Below are 13,103 nucleotides of genomic sequence, written 5' to 3' on the forward strand. Positions count from 1 at the left end.
TGAGCGTTATAACGTACAAGTGGTAAGCTGGCCTTTTAGGGAGAACGCAAATGGATAATCTGACTCACTATCTGGCGAAAACACTCAGAACGCTACGTAAAGAGCGGGAGTGGAGCTTATCGCGTCTGGCGGACGCGACGGGCGTTTCAAAAGCGATGCTCGGGCAAATCGAGCGCAATGAATCCAGTCCAACCGTCGCAACGTTATGGAAGATTGCCACCGGGCTGAATGTCCCATTTTCCACCTTTATTTCCCCCCCGGAATCTGAGCCGCTGCCGACGTTTGACCCGCAGCAGCAGGCGATGGTCGTGACGCCGTTATTCCCGTGGGATCCGCAACTGTGCTTCGATCATTTTTCCATTTTGCTGGCCCCCGGCGCGCTCAGCGAATCCACGCCGCATGAAGCGGGGGTGATTGAACATGTCGTGGTGATTCACGGTGAGCTGGAGATGTGCATTGATGGGCACTGGCACACCATCCGCACTGGTGAAGGGGTTCGGTTTGCCGGTGACAAAGCCCATGCCTATCGCAACAGCAGTGAACAACCGGTTCACTTTCATTCGCTCATCCATTACCCGCGCAGTTAAGCGGGAAAACTATTTCGTAACGCCGCGCTTCTGACTACAATAGCCGCCATTTTGCTGCTACTGGATAAGAACAACGCTATGCGCCAGCACCCACATCGCCTCGAATTGTTAAGCCCGGCTCGGGACACCGCGATTGCCCGCGAAGCCATTTTACACGGTGCTGACGCCGTTTATATTGGCGGCCCCGGTTTTGGCGCCCGTCACAACGCCAGCAATAGCCTGAAAGACATTGCTGAGCTGGTGCCGTTTGCCCATCGTTTTGGCGCAAAGATCTTTGTCACGCTAAACACCATTCTTCACGACGATGAGCTGGAGCCCGCGCAGAAACTGATTACCGATCTCTATCAGAGCGGCGTTGATGCGCTTATAGTGCAGGATATGGGCATTCTGGAACTCGACATTCCGCCCATCGAACTGCATGCCAGTACCCAGTGCGACATTCGCAGCGTTGAAAAAGCGAAATTTTTATCTGATGTCGGCTTCACCCAGATAGTGCTGGCGCGCGAACTGAGCCTGGAGCAGATTCAGGCCATCCATCAGGCCACCGACGCTACCCTTGAATTCTTTATCCACGGCGCGCTGTGTGTGGCCTATTCCGGGCAGTGTTACATCTCTCATGCGCAGACGGGACGTAGCGCCAATCGCGGCGACTGTTCCCAGGCGTGCCGTTTACCGTACACCCTGAAAGACGATCAGGGACGGGTGGTGTCGTACGAAAAACATCTGCTGTCGATGAAAGATAACGATCAGAGCGCCAATCTGGGCGCGCTGATTGACGCCGGTGTACGCTCCTTCAAGATTGAGGGGCGTTACAAAGACATGAGCTATGTGAAGAACATCACCGCCCACTACCGTCAGATGCTTGACGCGATCATTGACGAGCGTGACGATTTGGCCCGAGCCTCTGCCGGACGCACAGAACATTTCTTTATTCCGTCGACGGAGAAGACGTTTCATCGCGGCAGCACCGATTATTTCGTGAATGCGCGCAAAGGCGACATTGGCGCATTCGATTCGCCGAAATTTATCGGTCTTCCGGTCGGCGAAGTCCTGAACGTAGCGAAAGATCATATCGATGTGGAGGTCAGTGAACCGCTGGCCAACGGCGATGGGCTGAACGTGCTGATTAAACGCGAGGTTGTCGGTTTTCGTGCCAATACCGTTGAGAAAACCGGGCATAACCGTTACCGCATCTGGCCAAACGACATGCCCGCAGAACTGCATAAACTTCGGCCGCACCATCCGCTGAACCGCAATCTCGATCATAACTGGCAACAGGCGTTGACCAAAACGTCAAGTGAGCGTCGGGTCGCGGTGGATATTGAACTGGGTGGCTGGCAGGAGCAGCTAATCCTGACGTTGACCAGCGAAGAGGGCATCAGCATTACGCATATGCTGGAAGGACAGTTTGATGAGGCCAACAACGCAGAAAAAGCGCTGAGCGGGCTGAATGAGGGACTGGCCAAACTGGGGCAGACGATTTACTTCGCCCGCAACATCACGGTGAATCTGCCGGGGGCGCTGTTTGTGCCTAACAGCCAGTTGAATGCCTTCCGCCGGGAAGCGGTAGACATGCTCGATGCCGCACGTCTTGCAGGCTATCAGCGCGGCGTTCGCAAAGCGGTCTCAGATCCTGCGCCCGTTTATCCGCAGACGCATCTCAGTTTTCTCGCCAACGTCTACAACCACAAGGCGCGCGAGTTCTATCATCGCTACGGTGTTCAACTGATCGACGCGGCCTACGAAGCGCATGAAGAGAAGGGAGATGTGCCGGTGATGATCACCAAACACTGCCTGCGCTTCGCGTTTAACCTGTGCCCGAAACAGGCGAAAGGCAATATCAAAAGCTGGAAAGCGACCCCCATGCAACTGGTGAACGGCGACGACGTATTAACGCTGAAATTTGACTGTCGCCCGTGTGAAATGCATGTGATCGGCAAAATCAAAAATCACATTCTGAAAATGCCGCTGCCAGGCAGCGTAGTGGCATCCGTCAGCCCGGAAGAGCTGATGAAAACCCTGCCGAAGCGAAAGCGTTAAAATTTAACGGAAGTGAGTCTCAGGCTTGCGTGATTTTAGCCAGTGATGGTGCTCACGCAGGCTTTCGGCAGACTCTTCGGCCCTGGCACGCAGCTCATCGCTGTCCGCCTCATGACGTAACTGATGATCCACATTTTTCACCCACAGGAATTCGTGACCGTTATGGCCTGCCATAAGCTGACCGGAAAACAACGCGCAGGTGAGTAAAATAACGGAAAACGCTTTTGTAAACATCATGCCACACTCTGGTTCAGTCTGCGGGTATGATGCCAGTCATTTCGTCTGGTTATTATTCAACTTCTCAAGTTAGTGCAAAGGGTTTGTCAGCAACGGGTAAGCGTGAAGCCTACCCGTTATACTTAGTGAGATTTAAAGCCTGCAGCCGTCATGATCACACGGAAGAACATGCCCACCGCAGCCAGCGCCAGCACGCTACCGCCCCAGATGATCGCCAGCCACATCAGGCGCTTCCAGACAGGTTGTTGCATCAGTGATACCCCTCGCCATGTTGAACTTTTCCACGGAACACGTAGTAGCTCCAGAAGGTATAGACCAGAATAATCGGGATTATCAGTAAGGCGCCGACCAGCATAAAGCCCTGGCTCTGCGCGGGCGCTGCCGCCTGCCAGAGGGTAACAGACGGCGGAATAATATGAGGCCAGATACTGATCCCCAGCCCGCTGAAACCGAGAAAAATTAACCCCAGCGTCAGTACAAACGCCAGCGCGTGGCTGTCTGGTTGATTCAGTGTTCGCCACAGCCAGAAACCGATCGCCGCGACCAACAACGGTACTGGCAACAGGAACCACAGGTTGGGCAGTGTAAACCAGCGCTCAGCGATAGCCGGGTGCGCCAGCGGCGTCCACAGACTGATGATGGCGATCACCACAAGCATCGCCAGCAACAGCTTTTTCGCCACGACACGCATCTTATCCTGCAACGGGTTTTCACTCTTCATCACCAGCCAGGTAGCGCCCAGCAGCGCATACGCGACCACCAGGCCCACGCCGCAGAACAGTGAGAAGGGCGTTAACCAGTCAAACGGACCGCCGCTGAAACTGCGACCCGTGACCGGGAATCCGTTAATCACCGCGCCAACCACTACGCCCTGGCTGAATGTCGCCAGAACCGACCCGCCGATAAACGCTTTATCCCAGAATGGGCGATGAGCCGGTGTCGCCTTAAAACGAAATTCAAAGGCGACGCCGCGAAATATCAGCCCGATCAGCATCAGGGTCAGCGGGATCGTCAACGCATCAATAATCACCGCATAGGCCAGCGGAAAAGCGCCAAACAACCCGGCGCCGCCAAGAACCAGCCAGGTTTCATTACCGTCCCAGACCGGAGCGACGCTGTTGACCATCACATCACGATCCTCTGCGTCGCGCGTAGAGGGAAACAAAATACCAATGCCTAAATCGAATCCATCCATCACGATGTACATCAGCGTGGCGAAGACGATGATGACAAACCAGATAACCGATAAATCAATACCCATTAGCGATGTGCCTCATGTTGAGAATCGAGGACGGCAGCCGACAGCGGTCTGGCAGGCGTGCCGGTTGGCGGTGTCGTGGCGTCATCATCCTGCGGCCCTTTGCGGATAAGACGAATCATGTAGCTGTAGCCGACGCCAAACACGGAGCTGTAGACAACAAAGAACGCCAGAAGCGAAATACTCATGTGCAGGTCGCCGTGAGCGGAAACCGCATCAGCAGTGCGTTGCAGACCGTAGACCACCCACGGCTGGCGGCCCACTTCGGTCGTCACCCATCCGGCCAGAATGGCGATAAGTCCGGACGGTCCCATCCATAACGCAAAGCGCAAGAAAGGACGCGAAGTATACAGCCGCTGTTTGTAGCGTAACCACAGTGCGCAAACGCCCAGCAGAATCATCAGCATGCCGAGGCCCGCCATAATGCGAAACGACCAGAAGACGATCGTTGAGTTCGGGCGATCTTCTTTCGGAAATTCTTTTAACGCCGGAACCTGTTTATCCAGACTGTGGGTCAGGATCAGACTGCCCAACGCCGGGATTGCCAGTCCGTAACGGGTGCGCTCTTGTTCCATATCCGGCCAGCCAAACAGCAGCAGTGGGGTGGCCTCTCCTGGCGGGTTTTCCCAGTGACCTTCAATCGCCGCAATTTTGGCGGGCTGATGTTTGAGGGTGTTCAGACCGTGCATGTCGCCAATCAATGCCTGAACCGGAGCGACAATCAGCGTCATTGCCAGTGCCATCGAGAACATGGCGCGAATGGCAGGAGTGTTGTTTCCACGCAGCAGATGCCAGGCTGCCGAAGCGCCAACAAACAGCGCGCTGCTCAGAAACGCCGCCACCGACATGTGCAGCAAACGATAGGGGAAGGACGGGTTAAAAATGACCGCAAACCAGTCCACGGGCACGACCTGTCCATTCACAATCTCAAAGCCCTGTGGCGTTTGCATCCAACTGTTTGAGGCCAGGATCCAGAAGGTGGAAATAATAGTGCCTAGCGCAACCATGCAGGTGGAGAAAAAGTGCAGGCCGGGGCCGACTTTATTCCAGCCAAAGAGCATCACGCCGAGAAAACCGGCTTCCAGGAAGAACGCAGTGAGCACTTCATAGGTCAGTAATGGCCCGGTAATACTGCCCGCGAACTCGGAAAACCCGCTCCAGTTCGTGCCAAACTGGTAGGCCATCACCAGACCCGAAACTACGCCCATCCCAAAGTTGACGGCGAAGATTTTCGACCAGAAGTGATAAAGCGAACGCCAGACCGGATTTTTGCTTTTCAGCCAAAGTCCTTCCAGCACGGCAAGATAACTGGCAAGGCCAATGGTGATTGCCGGAAAAATTATGTGGAAGGAAACCGTAAATGCAAACTGGATCCTCGCCAGGTGAAACGCATCAAGACCAAACATGCAAAGCCCCACACTTAAAATTGATTCAGCGCAATTTTATGCCTGTAGCGTATTGAGTGGCAGGAACAGTCCAGGCTTTTAAAACCATAACAGTTACCAGGATGTTGAGTATTTTATTCACTGATATACACTCAGGTGTCACCTGCATGGACATTCGAGCGTATAACGATGAAAAAATATCAACGACTGGCAGAACAGATCTGCGAGCAGATTGCGTCTGGCGTCTGGCAACCCGGCGATCGACTGCCGTCACTGCGTGAACAGGTCGTCAGCAGCGGAATGAGTTTTATGACGGTGGGCCATGCCTATCAGCTACTGGAAAGCCAGGGGCGGATTATTGCCCGTCCACAGTCCGGCTACTACGTCGCGCCTCGTCCCGTACGTCAGCCAACTGTCCCCCCGGCGCAGATCATGCGTGATGAGGCGGTGGACATTAACACCTCTATTTTTGAGATGCTCCAGGCCAGCCGTGACGCGTCGGTGATGCCATTTGCCTCGGCGTTTCCGGATCCGCGTCTGTTTCCGCTACAGCAACTGAACCGCTCGCTGGCCCAGGTCAGTAAAACGGCCACCGCCATGAGCGTGATTGAAAACCTGCCGCCGGGTAACGCAGAGTTACGCCATGCCATTGCCCGTCGCTATGCGTTACAGGGGATGACCGTCTCACCTGATGAAATTGTGATTACCGCCGGGGCGCTGGAAGCGCTCAATCTGAGTCTGCAGGCGGTGACGGAACCGGGTGACTGGGTGATTGTGGAAAACCCCTGTTTTTATGGCGCGCTGCAGGCGCTGGAACGGCTGCGGTTAAAAGCGCTGTCGGTGGCGACAGATGTGAAAGAGGGGATCGATCTGACGGCGCTGGAACAGGCTTTACAGGATTATCCGGTGAAAGCCTGCTGGCTTATGACTAACAGCCAGAATCCGCTCGGCTTCACCCTCAGTCCGGAGAAAAAAGCGCGCCTGATTGAGATACTCGATCGCCATAATGTGATGTTGATTGAAGATGATGTTTACAGCGAACTCTATTTTGGCCGGGAAAAACCGCTACCGGCCAAAGCATGGGATCGCAAGGATAACGTGCTGCACTGCTCGTCGTTCTCCAAATGTCTGGTGCCGGGATTTCGCATTGGTTGGGTCGCCGCAGGTAAGCATGCTCGCCTGATCCAGCGCTTACAACTGATGAGCACGTTATCGACCAGTTCCCCCATGCAACTGGCGCTGGTGGATTACCTCTCCACGCGTCGCTATGACGCCCATCTTCGTCGCCTGCGTCGCCAGCTTGCAGAGCGCAAACAGCAGGCCTGGCAGACGTTACTGCGCCACCTGCCTGCGGAGGTGAAAATTCATCATAATAACAGCGGCTATTTTCTCTGGCTGGAACTGCCGGAATCGCTGGATGCGGGAGAACTCACTTCGCTGGCGTTGGCTCATCAGATAAGCATCGCGCCGGGAAAAATGTTTTCGACATCGGATACCTGGAAATGTTTTTTCCGTTTCAATACGGCCTGGGGATGGGGAGAACGCGAAGAAGCGGCGGTAAAACAACTCGGCCTGCTTATTCGTGAACAAATGAAATAAATCCAGCGCGCCATTCAATATAAACGCGTGGCGCGTTGTTATTTTAAAATAGCGGTAATATGGCTTCGACCTTATTTCCTCCGCGCCATCACAGGAACCCGCAATAGCGTTCATTTTTTCGACGTTTTCCCTAACCCCTTGTCTGTACACCAGAAGATGACCACATATCGGCCTGTTTCAGGGCGATATGCGCGTTATGTCACAACCTGATTAAATTTTTTCACCCCGGGAGGTGCGCTGCAGACGCGCCGACTATTCTCAGGAAAGGACATATATTTACGGCAAGGCTGCCGCTCAATATTTTGCGACAGGAGTAAGATCTTATGTGCAAGAAATTTGCCCGCAGCAGCCTGTGTGCGCTCAGTATGACGCTTTTCACCGCTCACGCCGCCGAACCACCAACCTCATTAGATAAACCGGAAGGCCGCCTGGACATTATCGCCTGGCCGGGATACATCGAGCGCGGTCAGACCGATAAACAGTACGACTGGGTGACGCAATTCGAAAAAGAGACGGGCTGTGCGGTAAACGTCAAAACGGCCGCCACGTCGGATGAAATGGTCAGCCTGATGGCAAAAGGCGGTTACGATCTGGTTACGGCTTCCGGTGATGCCTCGCTGCGTTTGATCATGGGGAAACGTGTGCAGCCGATTAATACGGCGCTTATTGCGAACTGGAAAACCCTCGATCCGCGCTTAGTCAAAGGCGACTGGTTCAACGTGAAGGGTAATGTCTACGGCACACCGTATCAGTGGGGACCCAACCTGCTGATGTACAACACCAAAACGTTCCCGACGCCGCCTGATAGCTGGAGTGTGGTGTTTGTCGGGCAAAACTTGCCGGACGGCAAGACCAACAAAGGCCGCGTACAGGCCTATGACGGACCGATTTACATTGCCGATGCTGCGCTGTTCGTCAAGGCAACGCAGCCGCAACTGGGTATCAGCGACCCGTATCAGCTCACGGAAGCGCAGTATCAGGCGGTACTGAAAGTTCTGCGCGACCAGCACAGTTTGATTCACCGGTACTGGCACGATACCACCGTACAGATGAGCGACTTCAAAAATGAAGGTGTGGTGGCCTCCAGCGCCTGGCCGTATCAGGCAAATGCCCTGAAAGGCGAAGGACAACCCATCGCCACCGTCTTCCCGAAAGAGGGCGTCACTGGCTGGGCGGATACCACCATGCTGCACAGCGACGCGAAACATCCGGTTTGCGCCTACAAATGGATGAACTGGTCGCTGACGCCTAAAGTACAGGGCGATGTCGCGGCGTGGTTTGGGTCGCTTCCGGTTGTCACCGAAGGCTGTAAAGCCAGCACGCTGCTCGGTGAAAACGGGTGTGAAACTAACGGCTACAGTTACTTCGACAAAATCGCCTTCTGGAAAACACCGGTTGCCGAGGGCGGAAAATTCGTGCCGTACAGCCGCTGGACGCAGGACTATATCGCCATTATGGGCGGTCGCTGATTTCACTGGGGTGATTTATGACGTACGCAGTGGAGTTTGATAACGTCTCGCGTCTTTACGGTGACGTACGGGCCGTCGATGGCATCAGTATTGCGATTAACGACGGTGAATTTTTTTCCATGCTGGGGCCATCCGGCTCCGGCAAAACCACCTGTCTGCGCCTGATTGCCGGATTTGAACAGCTCTCCGGCGGATCGATTGCGATCTTTGGCAAGCCGGCGAGCGAGTTACCGCCGTGGGCGCGGGATGTGAACACCGTGTTTCAGGACTATGCGCTGTTTCCGCACATGTCGATCCTCGACAATGTCGCCTATGGCCTGATGGTTAAAGGCGTCGACAAGAAGCGTCGTCACACGATGGCACGTGACGCGCTGGAAAAAGTCGCCCTCGGATTTGCGTATGAGCGTAAACCCTCGCAGCTCTCCGGCGGCCAGCGTCAGCGGGTGGCGATTGCCCGCGCGCTGGTGAACGAACCGCGCGTGTTGCTGCTGGATGAACCGCTCGGCGCGCTGGATCTGAAACTTCGTGAACAGATGCAACTGGAGCTAAAAAAGCTCCAGCAGTCGCTTGGGATCACCTTTATTTTTGTCACCCACGATCAGGGTGAGGCGCTGTCGATGTCTGACCGCGTGGCGGTATTCAACAACGGGCGAATTGAACAGGTGGATTCGCCGCGCGAGTTATATCTGCGCCCGCGCACGCCGTTTGTCGCGGGATTTGTGGGCACATCCAACGTCTTCGACCCGGTGATGTCATCAACGGTCTGTGGCATGGCGGGCAGCTATTCGCTGCGCCCTGAGCATATTCGGCTGAACGTTCCTGGTGAGATCCAGACGCTGGGAGTGATTCAGGCAGTACAGTTTCAGGGGGCGGCAACCCGCGTGGAGTTAACACTCTCAGGCGGTGGAAAGCTGCTGGTCAGTCAGGCCAACCAGAGCGGTGAATCACTGTCAGCAACCCTTGTACCCGGTCAGCAGGTGATGGCGTCATGGCCGCGTGAGGTCATGGTGCCGCTGGTTGAGGAGAGGTAAATGGCAATGAATGTCCTCTCTGCGCCTTCTCACACTGGCAGGCTGAGTCAAATTTCTGGCTTATTCTGGCGCAAGCCAGGACTGGGACTGTTTCTGCTGCTGCTCGGACCGCTGATGTGGTTTGGCATTGTCTACTTCGGCTCGCTGATGACGCTGCTGTGGCAGGGGTTTTATACCTTTGATGATTTCACCATGTCAGTGACCCCGGATCTGACGCTGGCGAATCTCCGGGCGCTGTTTAACCCGGCCAATTACGACATCATCATCCGCACCCTGACAATGGCGATTGCGGTCACCATCGCCTGCGCGATTCTGGCGTTTCCCATGGCGTGGTACATGGCGCGCTACACCAGCGGGAAAATGAAAGCCTTTTTCTATATTGCCGTGATGCTTCCGATGTGGGCGAGCTACATTGTGAAAGCCTACGCATGGACGCTGCTGCTGGCTAAAGACGGCGTGGCGCAATGGTTTTTAACCCATCTCGGGCTGGAATCCGTATTGACCAGTATTCTGACGCTGCCTGCGGTGGGCGGAAACACGCTCTCAACATCCGGATTGGGCCGGTTTATGGTCTTCGTTTACATCTGGCTGCCGTTCATGATTTTACCGGTGCAGGCGGCGCTTGAGCGTCTGCCGCCGTCGCTGCTTCAGGCGTCCGCCGATCTGGGGGCGCGTCCCCGGCAAACTTTCCGCTATGTGGTTTTGCCGCTGGCAATCCCCGGTATCGCTGCGGGTTCAATTTTCACCTTTTCCCTGACCCTCGGCGACTTTATCGTGCCGCAACTGGTGGGCCCGCCGGGTTATTTTATCGGCAACATGGTCTATTCCCAGCAGGGGGCGATTGGCAACATGCCGATGGCCGCCGCGTTCACGCTGGTGCCGATTGTACTGATAGCCCTTTACCTGGCGTTCGTGAAACGCCTGGGAGCATTCGATGCACTCTGAACGCGCACCGTGGTTCCTCAAACTGGCCGCCTGGGGCGGGGTGGTTTTCCTGCACTTTCCGATTCTGATTATCGCAACCTATGCTTTTAATACGGAAGACGCGGCCTTTAGCTTTCCCCCGCAGGGGCTAACGCTGCGCTGGTTCAGCGTCGCCGCGCAGCGTAGCGATATTCTGGATGCAGTGACGTTGTCACTTAAAATTGCGGCGCTGTCGACTGCGATTGCACTGGTGCTTGGCACACTGGCTGCGGCGGCGCTCTGGCGGCGTGATTTCTTTGGAAAGCAGGCCATCTCCCTTTTACTGCTGCTGCCGATTGCGTTGCCAGGGATAGTCACCGGGCTGGCGTTACTGACCGCGTTTAAGGCGATGGATCTCGACCCCGGCTTTTTGACGATTGTCGTGGGGCACGCCACGTTCTGTGTGGTGGTGGTGTTTAACAACGTGATTGCGCGCTTTCGCCGGACCTCATGGAGTCTGGTTGAAGCATCAATGGATCTGGGGGGGAACGGCTGGCAAACCTTCCGCTACGTGGTACTACCGAATTTAGGGTCGGCACTGCTGGCGGGGGGAATGCTGGCGTTTGCGCTGTCGTTCGATGAAATCATCGTGACGACCTTTACCGCTGGTCATGAACGGACGTTACCGCTGTGGTTGCTCAATCAGTTAGGGCGACCGCGCGATGTGCCGGTGACGAACGTCGTGGCGCTGCTGGTGATGCTGGCGACAACGTTTCCAATTTTAGGGGCCTGGTGGCTAACGCGTGAAGGCGACAGCGTCGCCGTAAACGGTAAATAAACAACGACATGGGAAATTGCTATGCAACATCAATTACTGATTAACGGCGAGCTGGTCAGCGGTGAAGGTGAAAAACAGCCCGTCTATAACCCGGCCACCGGCGAGATATTGCTGGAAATTGCCGAAGCGTCAGCGGCTCAGGTGGACGCCGCAGTCCAGGCTGCCGATCGGGCCTTTACTGAGTGGGGCCAGACCACGCCAAAGGCGCGCAGCGAAATGTTGCTGAAACTGGCGGATGTGATCGAGGCGAATGCGCAAGAGTTTGCCGAACTGGAATCCCGTAACTGCGGCAAGCCGTTGCACTGCGCGCTCAATGATGAGATCCCGGCGATTGTCGATGTGTTTCGCTTTTTTGCCGGGGCCGCCCGTTGCCTGAACGGACTGGCGGCCGGGGAGTATCTGGAAGGGCACACGTCCATGATTCGCCGCGATCCGGTGGGCGTGGTGGCCTCCATCGCGCCGTGGAACTATCCGCTGATGATGGCGGCGTGGAAGCTGGCGCCCGCGCTGGCGGCCGGTAACTGCGTGGTGATCAAACCGTCGGAAATTACGCCCCTGAGCGCGCTGAAGCTGGCGGAATACGCGAAAGATATTTTCCCTCCGGGGGTGCTCAATGTGCTGTTCGGCAGAGGCAAAACGGTGGGCGATCCGCTGACGGGGCACAAAAAAGTCCGGATGGTCTCGTTAACCGGTTCGATCGCCACCGGTGAGCACATTCTCAGCCACACCGCGCCGTCAATTAAGCGCACCCATATGGAACTTGGCGGGAAAGCGCCGGTGATTGTGTTTGACGACGCCGATGTGGATGCGGTGGTGGAAGGCGTTCGCACCTTCGGTTTTTACAATGCCGGACAGGACTGTACCGCCGCCTGTCGCATTTACGCACAGAAGGGGGTTTATGATGCGCTGGTTGAAAAACTGGGGGCCGCGGTTGCCAGCCTGAAAACCGGCGCGCCGGAAGAGGCGTCAACAGAACTGGGGCCGCTGAGTTCGCAGGCTCATCTTGAACGCGTCACCAGCGCGGTCGAAGAGGCCAAAGCGCTGGGCCATATCCAGGTCATTACCGGCGGGAAAAAAGTGGACGGGCCAGGCTATTACTTCGCGCCAACGCTTTTGGCCGGCGCTAAGCAGGAGGATGCCATCGTTCAGCGGGAAGTGTTTGGTCCGGTGGTCAGCGTGACGGTATTCGAGGACGAAGAGCAGGTGCTGGAATGGGCAAATGACTCGCAATATGGGCTGGCTTCCTCCGTCTGGACGCGTGACGTGGGCCGGGCGCATCGGGTCAGCGCGCGACTGCAGTACGGTTGTACGTGGGTCAACACCCATTTCATGTTAGTCAGCGAAATGCCGCACGGTGGTCAGAAACTTTCGGGTTATGGCAAGGACATGTCACTTTATGGGCTGGAGGATTACACCGTGATCCGCCACGTGATGGTTAAACATTAAGGATAATTGACGCCACAGGGCGACAGCAGGATCGTCAGTCGAAGGCAGAGAGAGACGTTCTCTCTGCCCGTCTGCGCTGCAAGTATTCAGAGGATTAAATAAACCAGCCAAATCTCAATGAGATAAGAGCAAACAAAACGACAGCAGCAAAGAGATTTATCAACACAACGGTTTTACTGGAAACATTCATTTTTGCCACCCTGGGTTATTGCCCCTATCTGTATAGTCCGGTATTGCACAATCTGCAATAGTACAAAACGAAGACTTAACGTCAGTGGTGATAAAAAACGGAAAATTCCTAACCAGGGAT

13 protein-coding genes are annotated in these 13,103 nt (G+C 55.4%); 8 read left to right on the plus strand and 5 right to left on the minus strand.

What is annotated here, in order from left to right; genetic code table 11:
* Positions 1 to 50: 50 nt before the first annotated feature.
* Positions 51 to 587: an XRE family transcriptional regulator gene (locus tag WB371_RS12110; protein WP_336220315.1), complete on the plus strand. Its 537-nt coding sequence runs from the start codon at positions 51 to 53 to the stop codon at positions 585 to 587.
* Between the two features lie 78 nt (positions 588 to 665).
* Entirely contained in the window at positions 666 to 2,627 is a 1,962-nt protein-coding gene (locus tag WB371_RS12115; RefSeq protein WP_336220317.1) for a U32 family peptidase, read from the plus strand.
* A 3-nt stretch (positions 2,628 to 2,630) separates the two neighbouring features.
* On the opposite strand, the gene WB371_RS12120 is transcribed toward WB371_RS12115, so the two are convergent.
* From WB371_RS12120 to WB371_RS12135, 4 genes are all read right to left on the minus strand, one after another.
* Complete coding sequence (locus WB371_RS12120; protein ID WP_336220492.1) at positions 2,631 to 2,861, minus strand: DUF2554 family protein; 231 nt, start codon at positions 2,859 to 2,861, stop codon at positions 2,631 to 2,633.
* A 125-nt stretch (positions 2,862 to 2,986) separates the two neighbouring features.
* Positions 2,987 to 3,115 carry a DUF2474 domain-containing protein gene (locus tag WB371_RS12125; RefSeq protein ID WP_336220318.1) on the minus strand — a complete coding sequence of 43 codons (129 nt, stop codon included), beginning with the start codon at positions 3,113 to 3,115 and terminating at the stop codon, positions 2,987 to 2,989.
* Positions 3,115 to 4,125 carry a cytochrome d ubiquinol oxidase subunit II gene (cydB, locus tag WB371_RS12130; RefSeq protein ID WP_336220319.1) on the minus strand — a complete coding sequence of 337 codons (1,011 nt, stop codon included), beginning with the start codon at positions 4,123 to 4,125 and terminating at the stop codon, positions 3,115 to 3,117. Before cydB ends, WB371_RS12125 begins: the two co-directional genes overlap by 1 nt.
* On the minus strand, positions 4,125 to 5,528 hold the full coding sequence (locus tag WB371_RS12135) for a cytochrome ubiquinol oxidase subunit I (protein WP_336220320.1): 1,404 nt from the start codon (positions 5,526 to 5,528) through the stop codon (positions 4,125 to 4,127). The genes cydB and WB371_RS12135 overlap by 1 nt, the downstream gene beginning before the upstream one ends.
* A 168-nt stretch (positions 5,529 to 5,696) precedes the next feature.
* Between WB371_RS12135 and WB371_RS12140 the strand changes: the two genes are divergently transcribed.
* The 6 genes from WB371_RS12140 (at position 5,697) to patD (ending at position 12,793) form a co-directional block, all read left to right on the plus strand.
* Positions 5,697 to 7,106 carry a PLP-dependent aminotransferase family protein gene (locus WB371_RS12140; protein WP_336220321.1) on the plus strand — a complete coding sequence of 470 codons (1,410 nt, stop codon included), beginning with the start codon at positions 5,697 to 5,699 and terminating at the stop codon, positions 7,104 to 7,106.
* Positions 7,107 to 7,429: 323 nt separating this feature from the next.
* On the plus strand, positions 7,430 to 8,575 hold the full coding sequence (gene ydcS, locus WB371_RS12145) for a putative ABC transporter substrate-binding protein YdcS (RefSeq protein WP_336220322.1): 1,146 nt from the start codon (positions 7,430 to 7,432) through the stop codon (positions 8,573 to 8,575).
* 17 nt (positions 8,576 to 8,592) lie between these two features.
* Positions 8,593 to 9,606, plus strand: a complete 1,014-nt coding sequence (locus WB371_RS12150) for an ABC transporter ATP-binding protein (protein WP_336220323.1) — start codon at positions 8,593 to 8,595, stop codon at positions 9,604 to 9,606.
* The gene (locus WB371_RS12155; RefSeq protein WP_336220324.1) at positions 9,607 to 10,551 is read left to right on the plus strand and encodes an ABC transporter permease; all 945 of its coding nucleotides are present in this window, start codon (positions 9,607 to 9,609) and stop codon (positions 10,549 to 10,551) included.
* Positions 10,541 to 11,347, plus strand: a complete 807-nt coding sequence (locus WB371_RS12160) for an ABC transporter permease (RefSeq protein WP_336220325.1) — start codon at positions 10,541 to 10,543, stop codon at positions 11,345 to 11,347. Before WB371_RS12155 ends, WB371_RS12160 begins: the two co-directional genes overlap by 11 nt.
* 21 nt (positions 11,348 to 11,368) lie before the next feature.
* Complete coding sequence (patD, locus tag WB371_RS12165) at positions 11,369 to 12,793, plus strand: aminobutyraldehyde dehydrogenase (RefSeq protein WP_336220326.1); 1,425 nt, start codon at positions 11,369 to 11,371, stop codon at positions 12,791 to 12,793.
* A gap of 94 nt (positions 12,794 to 12,887) precedes the next feature.
* Here patD and yncL read toward each other — a convergent pair whose 3' ends face one another.
* Positions 12,888 to 12,983, minus strand: a complete 96-nt coding sequence (yncL, locus tag WB371_RS12170) for a stress response membrane protein YncL (protein ID WP_336220327.1) — start codon at positions 12,981 to 12,983, stop codon at positions 12,888 to 12,890.
* Between the last annotated feature and the right edge of the window lie 120 nt (positions 12,984 to 13,103).

The organism is Citrobacter amalonaticus (assembly GCF_037053465.1).
Classification (GTDB): domain Bacteria; phylum Pseudomonadota; class Gammaproteobacteria; order Enterobacterales; family Enterobacteriaceae; genus Citrobacter_A; species Citrobacter_A amalonaticus_H.